Consider the following 21365-nt stretch of genomic DNA (forward strand, 5'->3'; position numbering starts at 1 on the left):
GACGACATGGAGCTCACCACCGTCTGGTTCATCCTGATCGCCGTCCTCTGGATCGGCTACTTCACCCTCGAGGGCTTCGACTTCGGGGTCGGCATGCTGCTGCCCGTGCTCGCTCGCGACGACCGCGAGCGGCGCCTGATGATCAACACCATCGGGCCGGTCTGGGACGGCAACGAGGTCTGGCTGCTGACCGCCGGTGGCGCGACCTTCGCCGCCTTCCCCGAGTGGTACGCCACGCTCTTCAGCGGCTTCTACCTGCCGCTGCTGCTCATCCTGCTCGCGCTGATCGTGCGCGGCCTGGCCTTCGAGTACCGGCACCAGCGCCCCGAGGCCGCCTGGCACTCCTGGTGGGACCGCGCGATCATCGTCGGCTCCTACGTCCCGGCCTTCCTCTGGGGCGTGGCCTTCGCCAACATCGTCCGCGGCGTGCCGATCGACGAGACCAAGGACTTCACCGGCACGATCTTCACGCTGCTCAACCCCATCGGCCTCCTGGGCGGGCTGGTGACGCTCTTCCTCTTCCTCACCCACGGCGCGATGTTCGTGGCGCTCAAGACCGACGGCGACATCCGCCACCGGGCGCGGGCGCTGTCGGTCCGGCTCGGCCTGGTGGCCGCTGCCGTCTCGGTCGCCTTCCTGGTCTGGGCGCAGATCCACACCGGCAACCTCGGCTCGGCGGTCCTCTTCGTGGTGGCTGCGCTGGCGCTGGTCGGCGGCATCGCGGCGGCGTACGCCGGTCGCGAGGGCTGGGGCTTCCTCGGCACCTTCGTCTGCATCGCGCTCGCGGTCGCCGGCCTCTTCGTGGCCCTCTTCCCCGACGTGATGCCGTCCTCGACGGACCCGGCGTTCTCGCTGAACACGACCAACGCCGCGGCGACGGCGTACACCCTGAAGGTGATGACGATCGTCGCGGCGATCTTCACCCCGATCGTGCTCTGCTACCAGGCCTGGACCTACTGGATCTTCCGCAAGCGGATCTCGGTCCACCACATCGCGGAGCACGTGCCCGAGCCGGTGGCATGAGACCCACCGATCCCGCCGTACGCCGGCAGCTGGCTCCGGCACGCAGCCAGCTCGCCGTCGTGCTGGTCGCCGGTGGCCTCGGCAGCCTGCTGCTCGTCGGCCAGGCCTGGGCGATCACCGAGCTGATCCTGGCGGTGCTGCACGACGGCGCGGTGTGGACCTGGGCCGCGGTGGTCGTGGCGGTGGCCGCAGCCCGGTCGCTGACCGGCTGGACCACCGACGCGATGGCCGCGCGGGCGGCGGCCCTCGTCGGCTCCGACGTACGCCGCCGCGTGGTCGGTGCGATCCTGCGCGACGGCGGCGCGGGCCGGTCCACCGGCGAGCTCGCCGGGCTGGCGACGCGGGGTGCCACCGCCGCCGAGCCCTACCTCACGCGCTACGTCCCGGCACTGGTCCTGGCGGGGGTGCTGCCCGTCGTCACCCTGGCCGCGATCGCCACCCAGGACCCGATGAGCGCTCTCATCGTGCTGGTCACGCTGCCGCTGATCCCGGTCTTCGGCATCCTCGTCGGTCTCGCGACCCGCGACCGTGCGCAGCTGCAGTGGCGCGCGCTGGCGTCGCTGTCCGGGCACTTCCTCGACGTGATGCGCGGGCTGCCGACGCTGGTGGCGTTCCGTCGGGCCGAGGCCCAGTCGGCCACGATCCGGTCGATCACCGACCGCTACCGCCGGCGCACCCTGCAGACCCTGCAGATCGCGTTCGCCTCGTCGGCCGTCCTCGAGCTGGTCGCGACCCTGTCGGTCGCGCTGGTCGCGGTGACCGTCGGCATCCGGCTCTCCCATGGCGACCTGGACCTGGAGACGGCACTGGTCGTGCTGCTGCTCGCCCCCGAGGCCTACTGGCCGCTGCGCCGGGTGGGCGCGGAGTTCCACGCCGCGGCCGAGGGAGTCGCGACCTTCGAGGCCGCCAGCGACCTGGTCGACGGCGCCGACGCCACACCGCACCGGCGGCCCGGGTCCATGCGGCTCGAGCACGTGTCGGTGCTGCGGGCCGGTCGCGCCGTACCCGCCCTCGACGACGTCACCCTCGACCTCCCCGACCGGGGCATCACCGCGATCACCGGACCGTCGGGCTGCGGCAAGTCGACGCTGCTCGCCGTGCTCGCCGGACTGCTCGAGCCGACCTCCGGCACGGTCCACGGCCCGACCCGCGACCGGATCGCGTGGCTGCCGCAGCGCCCGGTCTTCGTGTCCGGCACGGTGGCCGACAACCTGCGTCTGGCCGTGCCGGACGCCCCCGACGACCGGCTCTGGGAGGTGCTCCGCCGGGTCGCCCTCGAGGAGCGCGTCCGCGACCTGCCCGCCGGCCTCGACACCGTGCTCGGCGAGGACGGCGACACCCTGTCCGCCGGAGAGCGGGCCCGGCTGGCCCTGGCCCGGGTGGTGCTCGCCGACCGCGCGTGGGTGCTGCTCGACGAGCCGACCGCCCACCTCGACCCGATCACCGAGCAGGTCATCGCCGACACCGTCCAGGAGCTCGGCACGAGGGCCTCGGTCGTCGTCGTCGCGCACCGACCCGCGCTGGTCGCCCTGGCCGACCACACCGTCACCCTGGCCGTGCCGGCGGCCGTCGTGGTCGCCCGCCCGCCGTCGCGCGCGGGAGCACCGACGCTCGCCGACGAGCCCGTGCCGGAACGTCGTCGGGGCCTGCTCCTGCCGACCGTCCTGGGCGGCCTGGCCTCGGCGTCGGGGGTCGCGCTGACGGCCACCGCCGGCTGGCTGATCGTGCGGGCGTCGTACCAGCCCGCGATCCTCACCCTCCTCGTCGCGATCGTGGCCGTGCGCGCCTTCGGCATCGCCCGTCCGGTGCTGCGCTACGCCGAGCGGCTGTGGTCGCACGACGTGGTGCTCCGGATGCTCGCGCAGCGGCGCGTGGAGGTGTACGACGCCGTCGTGCCGCTCACGCCGGGTGCGCTGGGGCGGCGGCGCGGGGACGTGCTCGCCGCGATCGTCGACGACGTCGACAGCGTGCTGGACCGGGAGCTGCGGGTGCGGATGCCGGTGCGGGAGTTCGCCATCACCGCGACGCTCGCCGTGGTGGTCACGGCCCTGATGGCACCGTCGGCGGCGATCGTGGTGGCGGGGGTCTGCCTCGTGGGTGCCGCCGGCTACGCGCTGGCCCGGCTCGGCGCCGCCCGTGCCGAGCGCGCCGCGGTCGGCGCCCGCGCGCACCTCTCGGAGGTCGTCGTCGAGACCACGCAGACCGCCGGCGAGCTCGCCATGTGGCAGGCCGAGGACCGGGCCCTGGCCGCCGTCGGGGAGCTCAGCGCGGAGCTCGGCCGGCGCAGCGTCGTCGCGGCGACCTGGCTGGCCAGCGGTCGCGCGCTGGTGCTGCTCGCGTCGGGCGTCGGCGTCGCCGCGACCGCCGTCGTGCTCGCCCCGGCGGTCGCCGACGGCTCGCTCTCCGGGCCGATGTCGGCCCTGCTCGTGCTGCTGCCGCTCGCCCTGGGCGAGGTCGCCGGGTCGCTCGCGGACGCCGGTGCCCTCGCCGCTCGCACCCGCGCGGCCGAGGACCGGCTCGATGCCCTGGCCGCCCGCCCGCCGGCCGTCGCGGACCCGGCGTCTCCCGCGGTGCTGACGGGCGCGGGGGTGCGCGTCGACGGCGTGACCGCGGCCTGGGACGACCACGAGGTGCTGCGCGACCTCGACCTGGTGATCGAGCCCGGGCAGCGCGTCGCGATCGTCGGCCCGACCGGCTGCGGCAAGAGCACGCTGGCCGCCCTGCTGCTCCGCTTCGTCGACCCGGTCCGCGGCGCCGTGCGTCTGGGGGGCCGGGCGCTGCCCGAGCTGGCGCTGGACGACGTACGGCGCACCGTCGGTCTGGTCGACGACGACCCCCACGTCTTCGCCACCACCCTGGTCGAGAACGTGCGCCTCGCCCGCCCCGGCGCGAGTGACGCCGAGGTCGACCTTGCGATCCGGCAGGCTCGCCTCGGTCCCTGGGTCGACGCCCTGCCGGACGGGCTGGACAGCTGGCTCGGCGACGGGCACGCCGGCGTCTCCGGGGGCGAGCGGGCCCGGATCGCGATCGCCCGCTCGCTGCTGGCCGACCAGCCGGTGCTGGTGCTCGACGAGCCCGCGGCCCACCTCGACGGTGCGACCGCCGACGCGCTCGCGGCCGAGGTGCTCGACGGCGAGCCGCGCCGTACGGTCGTCTGGATCACCCACGCCGAGGCCGGCCTCGACCGCGTCGACCGGGTCGTGGAGCTGGGCACTGGTACAACGAGACCATGACCGACCAGCCGGCGACCATCCGCGTGTACCTGCTCGACGACCACGAGGTCGTGCGGCAGGGGCTGCGCGCCCTGCTCGAGAGCGCCGGCGACATCGAGGTCGTGGGCGAGTCGGGCTCGGCGGACGAGGCGACCCACCGGATCCCCGCGCTGCACCCCGACGTCGCGGTCCTCGACGCACGGCTCCCCGACGGCTCGGGGATCGAGGTCTGCCGGTCGGTGCGGGCGGTCGACCCGACGATCCAGGCGCTGATCCTGACGTCGTACGACGACGACGAGGCGCTCTTCGCCGCGATCATGGCGGGCGCCGCGGGCTACGTCCTCAAGGAGATCAAGGGCAGCGACCTGGTCTCCGCCGTCCGTCAGGTCGCGGCCGGCAACTCGCTGATCGACCCCAGTCTGACCGCCCGGGTCCTCGAGCGGGTGCGGCATCCGCAGACGACGGCGCCCGAGCTCGCCGAGCTCACCGAGCAGGAGCTCAAGCTGCTCGCGCTGATCGCCGAGGGACTGACCAACCGGCAGATCGGCGAGCAGATGTTCCTCGCCGAGAAGACCATCAAGAACTACGTGTCCAGCATCCTGTCGAAGCTGGGCCTGGAGCGGCGTACCCAGGCCGCCGTGCTCGCCAGCAGGCTGCTCGGCCCCCGCTGAGCCGCGCCAGGTCAGCGCAGGGGCACGCGCCACACGAACGACGTGCCGCGTGGCCGTCTCGCGGTGAGGTCCAGCGCGCCCCCCAGGGCGGCGGCACGTCGACGGGCGTTGCGCAGGCCGCTCTCGCTGGTCACCTCGGGGACGCCGACCCCGTCGTCGAGCACGCTGAGCCGGACCTCGTGGGCGTCGACGCACAGCTCGATCTCGGCGTGGTCGGCGCCCGCGTGGCGGGCCACGTTCGACAGCGCCTCGCGCAGGACCGGCAGCAGCTGGTCGCGGATGGCGGGCGGTACGGCGGTGTCCACGGGCCCGGTCGTCTGGACGGCGGGGGTGAAGGTCAGCACCGGGCCGTACTCCCGCACCAGCAGCCGCAGGTCGGCGCGCAGCGACGGGCCGTGGTCGCGCCGCTGGAGCTCGAAGATCGTGCCGCGGATGTCCTTGATCGTGAGGTCGAGGGCGTCGACGGCCTGGTCGATCCGGGCGGCGACCTCCGGGCTCGCGACCAGGGACCCCGCGGCCTGGAGCTGCAGGCCGGTCGCGAAGAGTCGCTGGATCACCTGGTCGTGCAGGTCGCGCGCGATCCGCTCGCGGTCGGAGGTGACGGCCAGCTCCGCACGGTCGCCGATCGCCTGGGCCCGGTCGAGCGCGAGCCCGGCCTGGTCGGCGAAGGAGGACAGCAGGGACCTCTCCTCGTACGACGGTGTCGACGAGGTGCGGTCGAAGAGCATCACCAGCAGCCCGCCCGCGACGAGGTGGGTGCGCAGCGGCACCAGCGTGGCGGCGAAGTCGCCCAGCACGGTGTCGACCGGCACGGCGTCCGGCTCGGGCCAGGGTCGCTCGGCGAGCACCGTCAGCGCCTGCTCGACGGCGTCGGCGGCAGCGGCCTCCGCGGCGATCGTGTGCACCGGGACGCCGTTCTGGAGGCGCAGCACGGCGACCGCGCTCGCGCGTGCGGTCGACCGCGCGGCCCGGGCGAACTGCTCCAGGGCCCGCTCGACGTCGATCGGCGGCTGCATGGCCTCGGACAGCTCGGCGGAGGCCTCGAGCCACGCGCGACGGCGCTCGCTGAGCCCGTACGCGCGGGCGTTGTCGATCACGAAGCCGGCCGTGCTCGCCAGCGCCTCGACGAGGAGCTGGTCCTGCTGGGTGAAGGACTCCCCGCCGGCCTTCTCGGTCAGGTAGAGGTTGCCGAAGACGGTGCCCCGGATCCGGACCGGGACGCCCAGGAAGGAGCCCATCGGCGGATGGTTCGGGGGGAAGCCGGACGACTGCGGGTGCTGGGTGAGGTCGTCGAGCCGGAGCGGCTGCGGGTCGTGGATCAGCAGGCCGAGGATGCCGCGACCGTGCGGCAGGTCGCCGATGCGGGTGCGCTCCTCCGCGGTGAGCCCCGTGGTCACGAAGTCGACGAGCACGGCGTCGCTGCCGACCACCCCGAGCGCGCCGTACGTCGCGCTCGTCAGCTCGGTCGCGGCCCGGACGATCCGCTCGAGCACGGAGTGCAGGTCGAGGTCGGAGGAGATGGCGGTGACGGCCTCGAGCAGCGCCCGGGTGGAGGTGGGCAGGTGGTCGTCGTCGCCGGGCACAGGGTCAGTGTGCTCCACCGGCGCGTCGCTGACGGTCAGACCGCACGGCGTACGGGCAGGGTCTCGAGCGGATCCCAGTCGGCTCCCACCTGGCGGCCGGTCAGCTCGGTCCACCGCACGCGCAGGTAGAGGTTGCGGCCGCCGGCCGCCCACGGGCGCGGCTCCCACGTGGTGCGGATCCGCTCGAGGTCGAGCGGATCGGTGACCACGTCCGCCCGACCCCGGGCCACGACGCTCCAGCCCCGCCACCGGTCGTGGTCGAACTGGTCGACCTCGAAGGCGAGGACGGCGTCGCGGCCGTGGGTGCCGAGCACGCTGTACGGCGAGGTCCGCACGATGATCGCGTCGCCGACGACGGAGAAGTTCACCGGGACGATGTGCGGGCCGTCCGGGGTGGAGAGCGCGACCCGTCCGGCGATCCCGGCGCGCAGCAGCTGCTCGCACTGGACCGGACTCAGGTCGATCACGTCGAGCACGTCAGCCTCCTCAGGTGGGTGTCCGTCACCATGGTGCTTCGTGCCGGCGCGCTGCCGCAGGGCCGTTGGTCCCGAGTTTGTGGCCCTCAGGCCGGCGGGACCCTCCGCACGCACGTCGCAGCCCTGCTTCTCGGCCTCTTCCTGCACTTCTCGGGCGTTGCAACGGCCGAGAAGTGCGGCGATCCCCGGTGAACCGGGGATTTCTGGGGCGGGTGGGACGACCCACCGCCCTCGCCCACTTCTCGGCCTCTCCCTGCACTTCTCAGGCGTTGCAACAGCCGAGAAGTGCGGCGATCCCCGGTGAACCGGGGATTCCTGGGGTCGGTGGGGCGACCCACCCCTCACTCCCGCAGCGTCATCAGCACCAGGGTCGGGAAGTCCGGGGCCAACCAGACCGGCCGCACCTCGCCGACGGCGACCCAGCCACGGTGCCGGTAGACCTCCACCGCACGGTCGTGGACGGGCACGACGTCGAGCACCGGCCGGCGACCGGAGGCGAGGATCCACTCGACCGCGGTGTCGTGCAGTCGTCCACCGACCCCGGTGCCAACCGTGTCGCTGCCGACGAAGAGCACGGCCAGCTCGGCGAGGTCCTCGGTCCCGAGCGCGGCGACGAAGTGCTCGCGCAGCTGACCGCCCAACGCGTGGACGGCGACGTGGCCGACGACCGCACCGTCGCGCTCCGCGACCCACGCCCGCTCCTCGCCCGGGCGCACGAGGAAGTCCTCGACCGGGATCGGGAGCGGCCAGCGCAAGGGGTACTGCGTCGCCGCCTGCTGCGCGGTGAGCACCTCCACCAGCTCCGGCAGGTCGGACTCACGGCGCTCCCGGATCGTCACCGTCATCCGAGGTCCCCGTCGACGTACACCCAGCGACCTGCCCGCTGCTCGAACCGGCTGCGCTCACGCTGCTCGCCGGGCACCCCACCGACGTCGTACGACGCGACGAACTCGACCCAGTCCTCCCCGGCGCCGACGACGGTCAGCCCGGTCCAGGTCCGGCGCGGGTCGGGGGAGAGGTGCTCGGGGCGGGTCCGCGGGTGCCAGGTGCGGAAGACGTAGTCGGTGTCGCCGACGGCGTACGCCGCGTAGCGCGACCGCATCAGCTCCTCGGCCGTCGCGGCGAGCGCCGCCCCGCGATGCAGCCGGCCGCAGCAGGCGTCGTACGACGTGCCGGACCCGCAGGGACAGTTCTCTTGCCAGGCCACGGTGGTGACCCTACGAGGATCCGGGACGAAGTCGTAGCCCGTTCTCGGACCCGTGCCGTGTGGGCCCCCGCAGTAGCGTGAGGGAGTGACTTCTGCTCCCACGGCTCCGCCCGAGATCACCACGGTCGGCGAGCTCCGCGCCTCCGGCCACGTCCAGCTCCAGCTCCGCGAGGAGATCCGCGCCAACCTGTTGGCCGCGCTGCGCGAGGGCCGCGACCCGTGGCCGGGACTGCACGGCTTCGAGGACACCGTCATCCCGCAGCTCGAGCGCGCGCTGATCGCCGGTCACGACATCGTGCTGCTCGGCGAGCGCGGCCAGGGCAAGACCCGGCTGCTGCGCACCATGGTCGGCCTGCTCGACGAGTGGACGCCCGTCATCGACGGCTCCGAGCTGGGCGAGCACCCGTACGACCCCATCACGCACGCCTCGCAGCGCCGCGCGGCCGAGCTCGGCGACCACCTGCCGGTGGCCTGGCGGCACCGCAGCGAGCGGTACGCCGAGAAGCTCGCCACCCCCGACACCAGCGTCGCCGACCTGATCGGTGACGTCGACCCGATGAAGGTGGCGGAGGGCCGCTCGCTGGGCGACCCCGAGACGATCCACTTCGGGCTCATCCCGCGCAGCCACCGCGGCATCATCGCGATCAACGAGCTGCCCGACCTGGCCGAGCGGATCCAGGTCGCCATGCTCAACGTGATGGAGGAGCGCGACATCCAGATCCGCGGCTACGTGCTGCGGCTGCCGCTCGACGTGCTGGTCGTCGCGAGCGCCAACCCCGAGGACTACACCAACCGCGGGCGCATCATCACCCCGCTCAAGGACCGCTTCGGCGCCGAGATCCGCACGCACTACCCGACCGAGCTCGAGGACGAGGTCTCGGTGATCCGGCAGGAGGCCGACCTGGTGGCCGACGTACCTGACCACCTCGTCGAGGTGCTGGCCCGCTTCACCCGCGCGCTGCGCGAGTCGAGCTCCGTCGACCAGCGCTCGGGGGTCTCGGCCCGCTTCTCGATCGCCGGCGCCGAGACGATCGCGGCCGCGGCGCTGCACCGCGCGACCGTCCAGGGCGAGCCCGAGCCGGTCGCCCGCGTGGTCGACCTCCAGACCGCCGTCGAGGTGCTCGGCGGCAAGATCGAGTTCGAGAGCGGCGAGGAGGGCCGCGAGGCCGAGGTGCTCAACCACCTGCTCCGCACCGCCACCGCCGAGACCGTCCGCCACCACTTCCGCGGCATCGACTTCGGCCTGCTCGTGCAGGCGATCGAGGCCGGCGCCATGGTCACCACCGGCGAGCAGGTCACCGCCCGCGACTTCCTCACCGGCCTCCCGGTCCTGGGGGAGTCGGAGCTGTACGACGAGGTCTGCGACCGCCTGGGCGCCACCAACGACGGGCAGCGGGCCGGTGCCATCGAGCTCGCGCTCGAGGGCCTCTACCTGGCCCGCAAGGTCGGCAAGGACACCGACGGGTCCGAGACCGTCTATGGCTGAGCTGCACCTCGACGTCGAGGTCGGTGCGGGTTCCCGGATCATCGACGCGGGCCCCCTCTTCGAGCACCCGTGGACCGACGCCGGGATCGGCGTCGACACCGACGACACCGGGGCGCACCTCCTGCTGGTGAGCGTCGGCGTGTGCGTGCTCAACGTCGTCTACCGCGAGGCGCGTCCCGGCATCCAGCTCGACGGCGTCCTGGTCCGGGTCGCGGGTGACTTCGACGCCGAGACCTGGTCGACGACCGCCATCACGTACGCCGTGGAGATCGACTCTCCCGAGGACGAGGCGACGATCGCGCGGCTGCTCGCGCAGGTCGACGAGGTCGCGGAGATCCCGCGCGTCGTGAGCGGAGAGGTCACGGTGGGCCGGCGATGAAGAACCGCTCTCGCTTCACGAGGTACGACGGCGGCGACCCGCTCGCCCCGCCCGTCGACCTGGCCGAGGCGCTGGACGCCATCGGCGAGGACGTGATGGCCGGCTACTCGCCGGAGCGGGCGATGCGCGAGTTCCTGCGCCGCGGGGGTCGCGACCAGAGCGGCCTCGACGACCTGGCCCGCCGGGTCGCCGAGCGCCGCCGCGAGCTGACCGAGCGGCACAACCTCGACGGCACGCTGCAGGAGGTGCGCGAGCTCCTGGACCGGGCGGTGCTCGAGGAGCGCAAGCAGCTCGCCCGAGACGCGATGATGGACGACGGCGACCGGGCCTTCCGCGAGATGCAGCTCGAGGGTGCGTGGCCGCAGGAGGGCTCGCCCAACACGGCGTCGGCGGTGAGCGAGCTGTCGTCGTACGACTGGCAGAGCCAGCAGGCCCGTGAGGACTACGAGAAGATCAAGGACCTGCTCGGTCGCGAGATGCTCGACCAGCGGTTCGCCGGCATGAAGCAGGCGCTCGAGAACGCCACCGACGAGGACCGCGCCGCCGTCAACGAGATGCTCGGCGACCTCAACGAGCTCCTCGAGAAGCACCGGCTGGGTGACGACACCCCCCAGGACTTCGACGAGTTCATGGCCAAGCACAGCGAGTTCTTCCCCGAGAGCCCGCAGGACATCGACGAGCTGCTCGAGTCCCTCGCCCAGCGCTCGGCGGCGGCCCAGCGGATGATGAACTCGATGTCGCCCGAGCAGCGCCAGGAGCTGATGGAGCTCTCGGCCGGTGCGTTCGGCTCCCCGCAGCTGATGGAGTCGCTCAGCCGGCTCGACGACAACCTGCAGTCCCTGCGGCCCGACCTCGACTGGGGCGGCTCTGAGCAGATGGGCGGCGAGGAGGGCCTCGGACTCGGCGACGGGACCGGTGTCTTCCAGGACCTCGCCGACCTCGACCAGCTCTCCGACCAGCTCTCGCAGTCGTACGGCGGCGCCCGGATGGACGACCTCGACCTGGACAAGATCGCGCGCCAGCTCGGCGACGAGGCGGCCGTCGACGCGCGGACCCTGCAGCAGCTCGAGAAGGCGCTGCGGGACTCGGGCACCCTCAAGCGCGGCTCCGACGGCCAGCTCCGGCTGACCCCGAAGGCGATGCGTCAGCTGGGCAAGGCGCTGCTGCGCGACGTCGCCGAGCGGATGTCCGGTCGCCAGGGCAACCGTGAGCTGCAGAAGGCGGGCGCCGCCGGCGAGCTGTCCGGGGCGACCCGGGAGTGGGCGTTCGGCGACACCGAGCCGTGGCACGTCCCGCGCACGATGCTCAACGGAGTTCTGCGGCGCGCCGGCGACCCCACCGGCCCCCGGCTGTCGATCGACGACGTCGAGGTCCAGGAGACCGAGGCGCGCACGCAGGCTGCGGTGGCGCTGCTCGTCGACACGTCGTTCTCGATGGCGACGGACGGCCGCTGGGTCCCGATGAAGCGCACCGCCCTCGCGCTGCACACGCTGATCAAGTCGCGCTTCCGCGGCGACGACCTGCAGCTGATCGCCTTCGGCCGGCACGCCGAGGTGATGGACATCGAGCAGCTCACGGCGCTGGACGCGATGTGGGACAAGGGCACCAACCTCCACCACGCGCTGCTGCTCGCCAACCGGCACTTCCGCAAGCACCCGAACGCCCAGCCGGTGCTCCTCATCGTCACTGACGGCGAGCCGACCTCCCACCTGGAGCCCGACGGCGAGGTCTACTTCTCCTACCCGCCGCACCCGCTCACGGTCGCGTACGCCGTCCGCGAGCTCGACAACGCCGGCCGCCTCGGCGCGCAGACGACGTTCTTCAAGCTCGGCGAGGACCCCGGCCTGGGTCGCTTCATCGACCAGATGGCGCAGCGCGTCGACGGCCGGGTCGTGGCCCCCGAGCTCGACGACCTCGGCGCCGCGGTGGTCGGTTCGTACCTCGGCTCCCGCGGCCGCGGCGCTGCCGGCGGCTACGGCGACTGGTTCGGCGGCAACGGCCGCGGCTTCTGGGTCGGCGACTGACCGCCCGCGGTGGTGGAGGTGTGAGGCGCGTCAGCGCCGAGCCTCGAAGCCCCCGCTCCCGGTGGTGGAGGTGTGAGGCGCGTCAGCGCCGAGCCTCGAAGCCCCTGCTCCCCGGTGGTGGAGGTGCGAGGCGCGCCAGCGCCGAGCCTCGAAACCTCCGCAGCGTAGGCAGCGCAGTGAGCACGGCATGGTCCTGTCCGGCTGGGTGGTTTCGAGGCTCGGGCCTGGGGGCCCTCGCACCTCAACCACCGAGTCGTCTCTGGGTGGGTGGTTTCGAGGCTCGGGCCTAGCGGCCCTGCACCTCAACCACCGAGCCGTCGGCTCGGTCATCGTCGATCCAGGACGGCCGGCCGGGGGATCGGGCGACCGATCAGCCGTGCCGGCCGGGCTCCTGCTCGCTGAGGGGGCGACGCTCCCAGTTGGCACACGGCTTCGTGGACGTCCGGCGTACGCCGGCGCAGTCGGGCATCTCGTCGGGCTGCGACAGCTCGTCGGTCATCAGGTCACGGATCAGCAGAGCGCGCTCCATCCGGTAGGCGTTGCGGGTCAGGTGGCAGTCGCAGGAGACGCCGATCCGGTGCAGCCGTTCCTCCAGGGCGGTCGCAGTGGGTGACTTGATGTCGCGGAACCACTGGGTCCACATCAACGACCCGTCGCAGCCGACCGCCTCGACCCGTCGTGCCACGAAGCAGCCGAGGCACTCGTAGAGACCCGGCTCGCTGCCGGGGTCGGCGACCATCCTCAGGTAGAGCTCGGTTTCGTCGCCGACAGACATCTCGGGCATGGCAGATGTCTACCGGCGGCCACCGACAGCCCCGTCAGTGGTCGGGATGGAGGATCGCGGCGAGCTCCTCGATGCCGTCGACCAGGCGGGTGCCGGGGCGGGCCCAGGCGGCGTTGGCGTCGACGGCATGCACGGGTACGCCGGGCGGGAGCACGCCGGACGCCACCAGGTCGTCGGCGAGCCGCTGCGCGCCGGCGAGGTCGTAGCCGCACGGCGCCACCACGATCACCTCGGGCGCGGCCTCGTGGACGGACTCCCAGAGCACCCGCTCGGACTTCGCGCCGGGCTTGCCGAGCAGGCACAGGCCGCCGGCAGCCTCGACCATCTCGGGCACCCAGTGCCCCGGAGCGTACGGCGGGTCGGTCCACTCGAGCAGCATCACGCGAGGCCGAGGCAGGTCGGCGACGCGCGACCGCACCGCAGCGAGACGCTCGCGGAGCCCGGCCACCAGGTCGGCCGCCGCCGTCTCGTGGCCGGTCGCCCGGCCGAGCACGCCGATCGACGTGAAGACCTCGTCGATCGTGTGGGGGTCGATGGTCAGCACCTCGGCGCGGCAGCCCAGGTAGGACAGGGCGTCGTCGACGACCGAGACGTCGACGGCGCAGACCGCGCACAGGTCCTGGGTGACGACCAGGTCGGCGTCGAGCTCGGCGAGCGCGTCCGCCGACAGGTGGTAGAGGTCCTCACCGCGCGCGACCGCGCCGACGACGTACGCATCGATCTCGGCGGCCGACAGGCCCTCCGGCATGGCGGAGGTCGACACGATCCGGCGGCTCCTCGCCTCGGCGGGGTAGTCGCACTCGAAGGTGAGCCCGACGACGTCCGCACCCGCACCGATCGCGAACAGGATCTCCGTCGTCGACGGGAGCAGGGAGACGATCCGCATCCCTCGACCCTAGCCACCGGTCCAGCGGCCCAGCGGTCGAGAGCAGCCGGGCGGATCGAGACCGAGGGCCCCGACCCGCCCGGACGGCTCAGGCGGCGGCCTTGAGGGCGCGCGCGGTGAGCTTGACCGACTTCGGGATCGACGGCGCGGTGGCGTCCATCGACATCGCACCGGTGTAGACGATGACCCGGCCCTTGCGCACGAAGAGCGTGTTGAACACCGACGACGTCTTGTGGCCGGCGATCGTGCAGGTCGACCGCATCTGGTAGCCCCAGCGCTCGTTGCCCAGCTTGAACCGGATCTTCTTCATCGAGGTCTTGCACTTCGGCGCGTCGCCACCGGTGCCGCCACCCCCGCCGGCGCTCGAGCCGGGACACTTCTTGGCGTACGCCGCGTAGCCGTGGAGGTACTTCACCGCGGCCTTGGCCGTCGGGAACTTGTAGGCCTGCACCGACACGCTCGGACGAGCGCCGGTGGCCAGGTAGGACGAGGGGTCGCTCGGGTCGTACTTGGGGGCGTACGACGCCGACCGGCCGCGGGCGCCCTTGATGACCTTGGTGGTGTTGCACTTCTTGCCCGGGCCGTAGACCTTGGTCGTCGACACGGTGGCGGTGCCGCCCTTCAGGTGCGGGTAGATCTTCGCGACGGCAGCGATCTTGGGGACGCCCGGAGCCTTGGCCGCCGCGGTGGCGGGGCCGGCGACGGCGGGTACGACGAGTGCGGGGACGGCCAGCGCGATCAGCGCCCGGCTCAACCAGCGGCGGTTCATGAGGTCTCTCTTCTCTGTGGTCCGGAGTGGATGTGAGGACCATGTCGCCTCCCGCTTGAGGTCGACTGGGAGCCCACTTGGAGAATGGCCGCGATGGATGACGTCTCCGCGACCGTGCTGGTCCTCCTCGGCCTGGCCGGGTTGGCGGCGGGCTTCGTCGACGCCGTGGTCGGCGGCGGTGGGCTGATCCAGCTCCCGGCGCTGCTGCTCGGGCTGCCGAGCGCCTCGACCGTCCAGGTGCTGGCCACCAACAAGGTCGCGGCCATCAGCGGGACGACGGTGAGCGCGGCGACGTACTACCGCCGCATCCGCCCGGACCCGAGGACGTTCCTGCCCCTCATGGCCTTCGCGTTCGTCGGCTCGGCGGCCGGCGCGCTGGTCGCCAGCCAGATCCCGCGCGACGCCTTCGAGCCGATCGTGCTCGTGGCGCTGGTCGTGGTGGGCGGCTACGTGCTCCTCAAGCCGCAGTTCGGCGACGCCACCGCGCTGCGCTTCTCCGGGCACCGCCACACGGCGGCCGCGATGGGCACCGGCCTCGCCATCGGGTTCTACGACGGCGCCCTGGGCCCCGGCACCGGTAGCTTCTTCGTGATCACCCTCGTCGGCCTGCTCGGCTACAGCTTCCTCGAGGCGTCCGCTAAGGCCAAGCTCGCCAACTGGGCGACCAACCTGGCCGCGATCCTGGTCTTCGCCCCGCAGGGCGCGGTCCTGTGGCAGGTGGCGGCGGTGATGGGGCTCTGCAACATCGTCGGCGGGTACGTCGGCGCGCGCACCGCCGTGGCCCGGGGCGCTCGCTTCGTGCGGGTCTTCTTCATCGTCGTCGTCTCGGCCTTCATCGTCCGGATCGGCGGCGACGTGCTCGGCGTCTGGTCATGAGCAGCTACCTGACCGTCGCGCGCGGGGCCCAGGTCGAGATCGAGGTCAAGCGCTCGCGCTTCCTGTGCACCGTCGCCCGGGTCGACGACGAGGTCGCGGCGCGCGCGCTGGTCGAGCGGCTCCGCAGGCAGCACGGGGACGCGGGCCACCACTGCTCGGCGTTCAGGATCCACCAGGACTCCGTGGAGAGGTCCTCCGACGACGGCGAGCCGGCGGGCACGGCGGGGGCGCCGATGCTCGAGGTGCTCCGTGGTGCCGGGCTCGGCGACGTCATCGCGGTCGTGACCCGGTGGTTCGGCGGCACCCTGCTGGGTGCGGGCGGCCTGGTGCGCGCGTACGGCGATGCCGTGCGCGCCACTCTCGACAGCGCCGGCACCCTCCAGCGGACCCTGGCGCGGGAGCACCTGCTCGAGCTCGACCACCTCGACGCGGGTCGCATCGAGAGCGAGCTGCGGTCGCGCGGCTTCGCCGTGCTCGACACGGCGTACGCCGTCGGCGTCTCGCTCACCCTCGGCGTGCCACCGGCCGACGAGCCGCGCCTGGCCGCCGTCCTGGCCGAGCTCACCGCCGGCACCGCCACAACCACGGTGGCAGGCGAGCGCTGGGTCGATAGCCTCTCCCCATGAGTGTTCTCGTCGACCTCGCCGACCTGCCCCAGCGGCTGCAGGAGTTCGACCGCGGCTACCTGCTCACCACCAAGGACGACACCGTCAAGGCGGTCTCGGTGCGCGCGGTCGCCGAGGATGCCTCGTTGCGCATCGACACCCCGGGCCGGGGCTCGATCACCAACGTCGGCGTCAACCCGGTCGTCACGGTGCTCTTCCCGCCTCTCGCCGATCCCGGGATGTCGCTGCTCGTCGACGGGACTGCGGTCGCGGACGGCGACGACGTCATCGTCACCCCGACGGGCGCCGTCCTGCACCGGCCGGTCCCATGAGCATCACCCCCTTCTGGGTCAGCGCGTTCCTCGACCTCGCGCCCGGCGACCTCGACCGCGGGCTGGCGTTCTGGCGCGACGTGACCGGGTACGCCGTCTCGGCTCCGCGCGGCGAGACCGACGAGTTCGTCAGCCTCCTGCCGCCCGACGGCGACGACTACCTGCGCGTCCAGCACCTCGAGGACGGGCCGGGCCGGATCCACCTCGACCTGCACGTCGAGCACCCCGCCGTCGCCGCCGAGGCCGCGATCGAGCTCGGCGGCCACGTGCTGGTCCGCCACGAGGAGGGCTACGTCGTGGTCCGCTCACCCGGCGGCCTGATCTGCTGCTTCGTCACCCATCCGGCCACCCGGCGCCCGGCCCCGGCGACCTGGCCCGGCGGGCACCGCTCGCAGGTCGACCAGCTGTGCCTCGACGTCCCGCGGGCGGCGTACAACGGTGAGGTCGCCTTCTGGCAGGGGCTGACCGGGTGGGAGCTGACCGACCTGGAGGAGACGGAGCTCGAACGCCTCCAGCCGCCCGCCGACCAGCCGCTGCGCTGGCTGGTCCAGCGGCTCGACGACGCGGACGGACCCGTGCGCGCCCACCTGGACCTCGCGACCGACGACCGCGACGCCGAGGTGGCCCGGCACCTCGCGCTCGGGGCCACCCAGGTGGCCCGGCGCGACGGCTGGACCGTGCTGACCGACCCGGTCGGCACGCCGTACTGCATCACGAGGAGGATGCCGTGACCCGGGTCGACCCGCCACCCACCGGCGACGAGGCGGCGACGCTGCTGGGCTACCTCGACTACCACCGCGAGACGCTGCGGACGAAGGTCGCCGGCCTCGACGCCGCCCAGCTCGACACCACGCTCCCGCCGTCGGCGATGACGCTGGGTGGGATGGTCAAGCACCTGGCCTTCGTCGAGCACTGGTGGTTCCGGTGCGTCCTGGAGGGCCACGAGTACGGCGAGCCCTGGGCCTCGGTCGACTGGGACGCCGACGCCGACTGGGACTGGCACAGCGCCGTCGACGACACCCCCGAGGAGCTGCTCACGCTGCTCGACGCGGAGATCGCGGCCTCCGACCGGACGATCCGCGGCGCGGGCGACCTCGGCCAGCTCTCGCAGCGCACCGGCCGGGCGGGCTCGCCCTTCTCGCTGCGCTGGATCCTCGTCCACATGATCGAGGAGTACGCCCGGCACAACGGCCACGCCGACCTGATCCGCGAGTCGATCGACGGCGCCACCGGCGAGTGAGCGCTAGGCCGGGTCGGCGAAGCCCGGCAGCGACGCGGTCAGGATCTCGCGGAACGGCACCTCGGCGCCGAGCTGGCTCAGGATCCCGATGGCGCCGAGCCAGGTGCGGTGGATCAGCAGGTACGACGGCGGCAGGTTGATCTTGAGGGCCAGCGTGTACGCCGGGTCGCGCGGATTGTTGACCCGCTGGAACTGCGCCTGCATCCACTCCCGCGAGAACTGGAAGCGCTCGACCTGGGTCGGCTCGACGAAGGGCGAGAGGTAGTCGAGCAGCAGGGCCGGGTCGATGGTCACGCGGTCCTTGACGAAGCCCTCGTCACGCAGCCCCGCGAGCAGCTGCTCGTCGTCCTCGATGGCGGCGATCCGGATCAGGGAGCCCATCGCCAGCGGCAGCGCGCCCTCGGCCAGCCGGGCGACGGCGCCGAAGTCGAGGATGCCCATCCCGCCCGGACTCCCGTCCTCGGTGGGCAGGATCCGGAAGTTGCCGGGGTGGGGGTCGGCGTGGAGCATGCCGGTGCGCGCCGGCCCCTCGACGAGGAAGCGCACGAAGAGCTCGCCGTAGTGGTCGCGCTCCTCCTGGGTGCCGTCCGAGATCACCGCGGCCAGCGACGAGGTCGACTCCAGCCACTCCGTGATCAGGGTGGTGTCGCCGGCGGCGACCACGTCGGGCACGACGAAGTCGGGGTGGTCGCGGAACGCCTCGGCGAACGCGTGCTGAGCATCGGCCTCGAGCCGGTAGTCCAGCTCCTCCTCGGTGCGGGCCTGCATCTCGGCGATCAGCGGCTTCACGTCGATGCCCGGGACCAGGGTGCCCATGGTCCGGGCGAGCCGGGAGAGCTGGCGCAGGTCGGAGCGGAGCGCGTCGCCGGCACCGGGGTACTGCACCTTCACCGCGACCTCGCGGCCGTCGACCCAGCGGCCCCGGTGCACCTGCCCAATCGAGGCGGCCGCGGTCGGGCCGCCGTCGAGCCAGGCCAGCTGCTTCTTCCAGTCCTTGCCGAGGTCGCGGGCGAGGGCCTCGCGGACCTGCTGGGTCGGCATCGGGGGCGCGGAGTCCTGGAGCTTGGTCAGCTGCTCGCGGTAGGGGCCGGCGACCTCCTCGGGGAGGGCCGCCTCGAGCACCGAGAGCGCCTGACCGAACTTCATCGCGCCACCCTTGAGCTCGCCCAGGGTGCGGAAGAGCTGCTCGGCCGTGCGCTGCTGGATGTCGGACATCACGGCCTCGGCGGGCTTGCCGCCCATCCGCTTGCCGAAGCCGAGCGCGCTGCGGCCGGCGTACCCCAGCGGCAGGGCGGCCAGCCTCGCCGTCCTGGCCACGGCCTTGCGGGGCAGCTCGGTCATGGGTCCAGTGTCCCAAACGGCTCCTAACGCGGCCGTCGCGTCAGCTCGTGCACAGGCAGAAGGGGTGTCCGGCCGGGTCGAGGAAGACCCGGAACGTCGTGCCGGGCTGGTGCTCCGGCTTGGTGGCACCGAGCTCCAAGACCTCCGCCTCGCCCCGGTCGAGGTCGGGGACGACGACGTCGAGATGGAGCTGCTGGGGGACCTCCTGGCTGGGCCACGTGGGCGCCCGGTAGTCGGCGACGGTCTGGAAGCTGATGCAGCTGCTGCCGTCGGCCGGCCGGATCTCGTGCCAGTCGTCCTCGGAGGTCACCTCCCACCCGAGGAGGGTGCCGTAGAACCCGGCGAGCGCCGCGGCGTCGGGGCAGTCGTAGACGAAGGTCGGGAAGCGCGCGATGGTCATCTCGGCAACCTAGACGCGCCCGCCGACAGTGTCACTGCGCGAGCGGCGGGCGCCCTGCACCCGGAGCCGGTGCCCGCCGCCGCATGGTCTGCGAGCGGCGGCCACCGGACCCGCGACCCTCAGCCACGACAGCTCAGGGTGGCTCAGGCGGGCTCAGATGCCTCAGCCAGGGAACTTCACGCCGGTGTTGGCGTGGCAGCGGTAGCCGAAGGGGTTCTTGGCGAGGTACTGCTGGTGGTGGTCCTCGGCGTAGTAGTACGTCGGGGCCTGGCGGATCTCGGTGGTGATGTCACCCAGGCGGCGGCGCTTGAGCTCGTCGCCGTAGACCGTGGTCAGCTCGCGAGCGACCTGCTCCTGCTCGGGGCTGGTGAAGTAGATCGCCGAGCGGTACTGCGTGCCGACGTCGTTGCCCTGCCGGAAGCCCTGGGTCGGGTCGTGGACCTCGAAGAAGGTCTTCACCAGGTCGGCGAAGGACACCGTGCTCGGGTCGAAGACGATCCGGACCGCCTCGGTGTGGTTGGTGCGGCCCGAGCACACCTCGTCGTACGACGGGTGCGGGGTGGTGCCGCCGGCGTACCCGACCGACGTCGACCAGACGCCGGGGAGCTGCCAGTAGATCTCCTCGGCGCCCCAGAAGCAGCCGAGGCCGAAGAACGCGACCTCGAAGCCGTCGGGGACGTCATCGGTGACCAGGGGTGCGTCCAGGACGCGGTGCTTCTCGGCCAGCGGGAAGTTGCGCTCGCTGCGGCCGGCCAGGGCCTCCTCGGGGGCGACCAGCTGGGCCTTGCGGGTGAGGAACACGTGCTCTCCTTCAGATCGCAGTGATGATGCACAGTCTGTAACACCGCCGGGGGGCGTGGCGTTCCCGGCCGTCGAGGGCCGGATAGCCTCGGAGGATGAGCGAGCAGCAGCACCGGAGCAAGTCGGGGTTCGAGACACGGGCGATCCACGCGGGCTACGAGCCCGACGCGGCGACCGGAGCGGTCATCCCGCCGATCTACGCGACCAGCACCTACAAGCAGGACGGCGTCGGCGGGCTGCGCGGCGGCTACGAGTACAGCCGCTCCGCCAACCCGACGCGCACCGCCCTCGAGGGCAACATCGCGGCGCTGGAGGAGGGTGAGCGGGGCTTCGCCTTCGCCTCCGGGCTCGCCGCCGAGGACACCCTGGTCCGGGCCCTGTGCCGTCCCGGTGACCACGTGGTCATCCCCGACGACGCGTACGGCGGGACGTTCCGGCTCTTCGACAAGGTGGAGCAGGCCTGGGGCCTGGACCACAGCCCCGCGCCGGTCTCCGACCTGGACCGGGTCGCGGCCGCGATCCGCCCCGGCCAGACCAGGCTCGTCTGGGTCGAGACGCCCACCAACCCACTGCTCAACATCGGCGACATCGAGGCCCTGGCCGCGATCGCCCACGACGCGGGGGCCCTGCTGGTGGTCGACAACACCTTCGCGTCGCCGTACCTCCAGCAGCCGCTGACCCTCGGCGCCGACGTCGTCGTGCACTCGACGACCAAGTACTGCGGCGGGCACTCCGACGTCGTCGGTGGCGCGCTGGTCGTCAGGGACCTGGAGATCGCCGAGAAGGTGACCTTCCACCAGAACGCCATCGGCGCGGTCGCTGGCCCGTTCGACGCCTGGCTCACCCTGCGCGGCCTCAAGACCCTCGCGCTGCGCATGGAGCGGCACTGCGACAACGCCGAGAGGGTCGTCGACTTCCTGACCAGCCACCCGGCCGTCGGCGAGGTGATCTACCCCGGCCTCGAGACGCACCCCGGGCACGAGGTGGCGCAGCGCCAGATGAAGCGGTACGGCGGCATGGTGTCGTTCCGGGTCCGCGGTGGCGAGTCCCAGGCGCTGGCCGTGTGCGAGCGCACCGAGGTCTTCACGCTGGGGGAGTCGCTCGGCGGGGTCGAGTCGCTGATCGAGCACCCCGGACGGATGACCCACGCGAGCGTCGCGGGCACCGATCTGGAGGTCCCGGCCGACCTCGTCCGGCTCAGCGTCGGCATCGAGACCGCGGACGACCTGGTGGCCGACCTGGAGCGTGCGCTGGGCTGACGCCGACTTGG

At 72.8% G+C, this 21365-nt stretch carries 22 protein-coding genes; 12 read left to right on the forward strand and 10 right to left on the reverse strand.

What is annotated here, in order from left to right; genetic code table 11:
• Window positions 1-6: 6 nt before the first annotated feature.
• From cydB to N542_RS0116860, 3 genes are read left to right on the forward strand one after another with little or no spacing between them, the layout of a single operon-like run.
• On the forward strand, window positions 7-1023 hold the full coding sequence (gene cydB, locus N542_RS0116850; RefSeq protein ID WP_028644929.1) for a cytochrome d ubiquinol oxidase subunit II: 1017 nt from the start codon (window positions 7-9) through the stop codon (window positions 1021-1023).
• Window positions 1020-4256 (forward strand): thiol reductant ABC exporter subunit CydD, encoded by a 3237-nt coding sequence (gene cydD, locus N542_RS25335; RefSeq protein WP_036508239.1) that lies wholly within the window; start codon window positions 1020-1022, stop codon window positions 4254-4256. Before cydB ends, cydD begins: the two co-directional genes overlap by 4 nt.
• Window positions 4253-4906, forward strand: a complete 654-nt coding sequence (locus N542_RS0116860; RefSeq protein ID WP_028644930.1) for a response regulator — start codon at window positions 4253-4255, stop codon at window positions 4904-4906. The genes cydD and N542_RS0116860 overlap by 4 nt, the downstream gene beginning before the upstream one ends.
• An 11-nt stretch (window positions 4907-4917) precedes the next feature.
• Here N542_RS0116860 and N542_RS25340 read toward each other — a convergent pair whose 3' ends face one another.
• The 4 genes from N542_RS25340 to N542_RS0116880 all read right to left on the reverse strand — a co-directional run bounded on the left by N542_RS25340 (window position 4918) and on the right by N542_RS0116880 (window position 8172).
• Entirely contained in the window at window positions 4918-6489 is a 1572-nt protein-coding gene (locus tag N542_RS25340) for a GAF domain-containing sensor histidine kinase (RefSeq protein WP_051551940.1), read from the reverse strand.
• Window positions 6490-6524: 35 nt separating this feature from the next.
• Window positions 6525-6965: a pyridoxamine 5'-phosphate oxidase family protein gene (locus tag N542_RS27940; RefSeq protein ID WP_051551942.1), complete on the reverse strand. Its 441-nt coding sequence runs from the start codon at window positions 6963-6965 to the stop codon at window positions 6525-6527.
• Window positions 6966-7306: 341 nt separating this feature from the next.
• On the reverse strand, window positions 7307-7810 hold the full coding sequence (locus tag N542_RS0116875; RefSeq protein WP_051551944.1) for a GNAT family N-acetyltransferase: 504 nt from the start codon (window positions 7808-7810) through the stop codon (window positions 7307-7309).
• Window positions 7807-8172: a YchJ family protein gene (locus N542_RS0116880; RefSeq protein WP_028644932.1), complete on the reverse strand. Its 366-nt coding sequence runs from the start codon at window positions 8170-8172 to the stop codon at window positions 7807-7809. The genes N542_RS0116875 and N542_RS0116880 overlap by 4 nt, the downstream gene beginning before the upstream one ends.
• An 85-nt stretch (window positions 8173-8257) precedes the next feature.
• Here N542_RS0116880 and N542_RS0116885 point away from each other — a divergent pair, with 85 nt between their 5' ends.
• Genes N542_RS0116885 through N542_RS25350 form a run of 3 tightly spaced genes read left to right on the forward strand, consistent with a single transcriptional unit; the run spans window position 8258 to window position 12061 of the window.
• Complete coding sequence (locus N542_RS0116885; protein ID WP_028644933.1) at window positions 8258-9658, forward strand: sigma 54-interacting transcriptional regulator; 1401 nt, start codon at window positions 8258-8260, stop codon at window positions 9656-9658.
• Entirely contained in the window at window positions 9651-10037 is a 387-nt protein-coding gene (locus tag N542_RS0116890) for an OsmC family protein (RefSeq protein ID WP_028644934.1), read from the forward strand. The genes N542_RS0116885 and N542_RS0116890 overlap by 8 nt, the downstream gene beginning before the upstream one ends.
• The gene (locus N542_RS25350; protein WP_036508245.1) at window positions 10034-12061 is read left to right on the forward strand and encodes a vWA domain-containing protein; all 2028 of its coding nucleotides are present in this window, start codon (window positions 10034-10036) and stop codon (window positions 12059-12061) included. The genes N542_RS0116890 and N542_RS25350 overlap by 4 nt, the downstream gene beginning before the upstream one ends.
• 370 nt (window positions 12062-12431) lie before the next feature.
• Here N542_RS25350 and N542_RS25355 read toward each other — a convergent pair whose 3' ends face one another.
• The 3 genes from N542_RS25355 to N542_RS0116910 form a co-directional block, all read right to left on the reverse strand.
• A complete protein-coding gene (locus tag N542_RS25355; protein ID WP_051551946.1) occupies window positions 12432-12845 on the reverse strand; it encodes a DUF2695 domain-containing protein in 414 nt (137 codons plus the stop codon).
• Between the two features lie 34 nt (window positions 12846-12879).
• The gene (locus tag N542_RS0116905) at window positions 12880-13731 is read right to left on the reverse strand and encodes an ABC transporter substrate-binding protein (RefSeq protein ID WP_028644935.1); all 852 of its coding nucleotides are present in this window, start codon (window positions 13729-13731) and stop codon (window positions 12880-12882) included.
• A gap of 88 nt (window positions 13732-13819) precedes the next feature.
• Entirely contained in the window at window positions 13820-14500 is a 681-nt protein-coding gene (locus N542_RS0116910) for a hypothetical protein (RefSeq protein ID WP_028644936.1), read from the reverse strand.
• Window positions 14501-14593: 93 nt separating this feature from the next.
• On the opposite strand from N542_RS0116910, the gene N542_RS0116915 reads away from it, so the two are divergent.
• Genes N542_RS0116915 through N542_RS0116935 form a run of 5 tightly spaced genes read left to right on the forward strand, consistent with a single transcriptional unit; the run spans window position 14594 to window position 17553 of the window.
• Entirely contained in the window at window positions 14594-15376 is a 783-nt protein-coding gene (locus N542_RS0116915; protein ID WP_028644937.1) for a sulfite exporter TauE/SafE family protein, read from the forward strand.
• Entirely contained in the window at window positions 15373-16002 is a 630-nt protein-coding gene (locus tag N542_RS0116920) for a YigZ family protein (protein WP_051551947.1), read from the forward strand. The genes N542_RS0116915 and N542_RS0116920 overlap by 4 nt, the downstream gene beginning before the upstream one ends.
• Window positions 15999-16313, forward strand: coding sequence for a hypothetical protein (locus N542_RS0116925; RefSeq protein WP_028644939.1), 315 nt, complete (start codon window positions 15999-16001; stop codon window positions 16311-16313). Before N542_RS0116920 ends, N542_RS0116925 begins: the two co-directional genes overlap by 4 nt.
• The gene (locus tag N542_RS0116930) at window positions 16310-17044 is read left to right on the forward strand and encodes a VOC family protein (RefSeq protein ID WP_036508249.1); all 735 of its coding nucleotides are present in this window, start codon (window positions 16310-16312) and stop codon (window positions 17042-17044) included. Before N542_RS0116925 ends, N542_RS0116930 begins: the two co-directional genes overlap by 4 nt.
• Window positions 17041-17553: a DinB family protein gene (locus N542_RS0116935; RefSeq protein ID WP_028644941.1), complete on the forward strand. Its 513-nt coding sequence runs from the start codon at window positions 17041-17043 to the stop codon at window positions 17551-17553. Before N542_RS0116930 ends, N542_RS0116935 begins: the two co-directional genes overlap by 4 nt.
• A 3-nt stretch (window positions 17554-17556) precedes the next feature.
• On the opposite strand, the gene N542_RS0116940 is transcribed toward N542_RS0116935, so the two are convergent.
• The 3 genes from N542_RS0116940 to msrA all read right to left on the reverse strand — a co-directional run bounded on the left by N542_RS0116940 (window position 17557) and on the right by msrA (window position 20095).
• The gene (locus tag N542_RS0116940; protein ID WP_028644942.1) at window positions 17557-18894 is read right to left on the reverse strand and encodes an ABC1 kinase family protein; all 1338 of its coding nucleotides are present in this window, start codon (window positions 18892-18894) and stop codon (window positions 17557-17559) included.
• A 40-nt stretch (window positions 18895-18934) separates the two neighbouring features.
• Window positions 18935-19294: a VOC family protein gene (locus tag N542_RS0116945; RefSeq protein ID WP_028644943.1), complete on the reverse strand. Its 360-nt coding sequence runs from the start codon at window positions 19292-19294 to the stop codon at window positions 18935-18937.
• A gap of 162 nt (window positions 19295-19456) precedes the next feature.
• Window positions 19457-20095, reverse strand: a complete 639-nt coding sequence (gene msrA / locus N542_RS0116950; RefSeq protein WP_028644944.1) for a peptide-methionine (S)-S-oxide reductase MsrA — start codon at window positions 20093-20095, stop codon at window positions 19457-19459.
• Between the two features lie 95 nt (window positions 20096-20190).
• Here msrA and N542_RS0116955 point away from each other — a divergent pair, with 95 nt between their 5' ends.
• Window positions 20191-21354: a cystathionine gamma-synthase gene (locus tag N542_RS0116955; RefSeq protein ID WP_028644945.1), complete on the forward strand. Its 1164-nt coding sequence runs from the start codon at window positions 20191-20193 to the stop codon at window positions 21352-21354.
• The last annotated feature ends 11 nt before the right edge of the window (window positions 21355-21365 follow it).

Source organism: Nocardioides sp. URHA0020 (genome assembly GCF_000620705.1).
Lineage (GTDB): Bacteria > Actinomycetota > Actinomycetes > Propionibacteriales > Nocardioidaceae > Nocardioides.

What these genes read in the sequence shown, in the direction of transcription:
- N542_RS25350 (WP_036508245.1), top strand. Translation starts at nt 10,034, where the DNA reads ATGAAGAACCGCTCTCGCTTCACGAGGTACGACGGCGGCGACCCGCTC.
- N542_RS0116860 (WP_028644930.1), top strand. Translation starts at nt 4,253, where the DNA reads ATGACCGACCAGCCGGCGACCATCCGCGTGTACCTGCTCGACGACCAC.
- N542_RS25355 (WP_051551946.1), bottom strand. Translation starts at nt 12,845, where the DNA reads ATGCCCGAGATGTCTGTCGGCGACGAAACCGAGCTCTACCTGAGGATG.
- N542_RS0116890 (WP_028644934.1), top strand. Translation starts at nt 9,651, where the DNA reads ATGGCTGAGCTGCACCTCGACGTCGAGGTCGGTGCGGGTTCCCGGATC.
- N542_RS0116930 (WP_036508249.1), top strand. Translation starts at nt 16,310, where the DNA reads ATGAGCATCACCCCCTTCTGGGTCAGCGCGTTCCTCGACCTCGCGCCC.
- N542_RS0116875 (WP_051551944.1), bottom strand. Translation starts at nt 7,810, where the DNA reads ATGACGGTGACGATCCGGGAGCGCCGTGAGTCCGACCTGCCGGAGCTG.
- N542_RS0116940 (WP_028644942.1), bottom strand. Translation starts at nt 18,894, where the DNA reads ATGACCGAGCTGCCCCGCAAGGCCGTGGCCAGGACGGCGAGGCTGGCC.
- N542_RS0116905 (WP_028644935.1), bottom strand. Translation starts at nt 13,731, where the DNA reads ATGCGGATCGTCTCCCTGCTCCCGTCGACGACGGAGATCCTGTTCGCG.
- cydD (WP_036508239.1), top strand. Translation starts at nt 1,020, where the DNA reads ATGAGACCCACCGATCCCGCCGTACGCCGGCAGCTGGCTCCGGCACGC.
- N542_RS0116915 (WP_028644937.1), top strand. Translation starts at nt 14,594, where the DNA reads ATGGATGACGTCTCCGCGACCGTGCTGGTCCTCCTCGGCCTGGCCGGG.
- N542_RS0116910 (WP_028644936.1), bottom strand. Translation starts at nt 14,500, where the DNA reads ATGAACCGCCGCTGGTTGAGCCGGGCGCTGATCGCGCTGGCCGTCCCC.
- cydB (WP_028644929.1), top strand. Translation starts at nt 7, where the DNA reads ATGGAGCTCACCACCGTCTGGTTCATCCTGATCGCCGTCCTCTGGATC.
- N542_RS0116955 (WP_028644945.1), top strand. Translation starts at nt 20,191, where the DNA reads ATGAGCGAGCAGCAGCACCGGAGCAAGTCGGGGTTCGAGACACGGGCG.
- N542_RS0116920 (WP_051551947.1), top strand. Translation starts at nt 15,373, where the DNA reads ATGAGCAGCTACCTGACCGTCGCGCGCGGGGCCCAGGTCGAGATCGAG.
- N542_RS0116925 (WP_028644939.1), top strand. Translation starts at nt 15,999, where the DNA reads ATGAGTGTTCTCGTCGACCTCGCCGACCTGCCCCAGCGGCTGCAGGAG.
- N542_RS0116945 (WP_028644943.1), bottom strand. Translation starts at nt 19,294, where the DNA reads ATGACCATCGCGCGCTTCCCGACCTTCGTCTACGACTGCCCCGACGCC.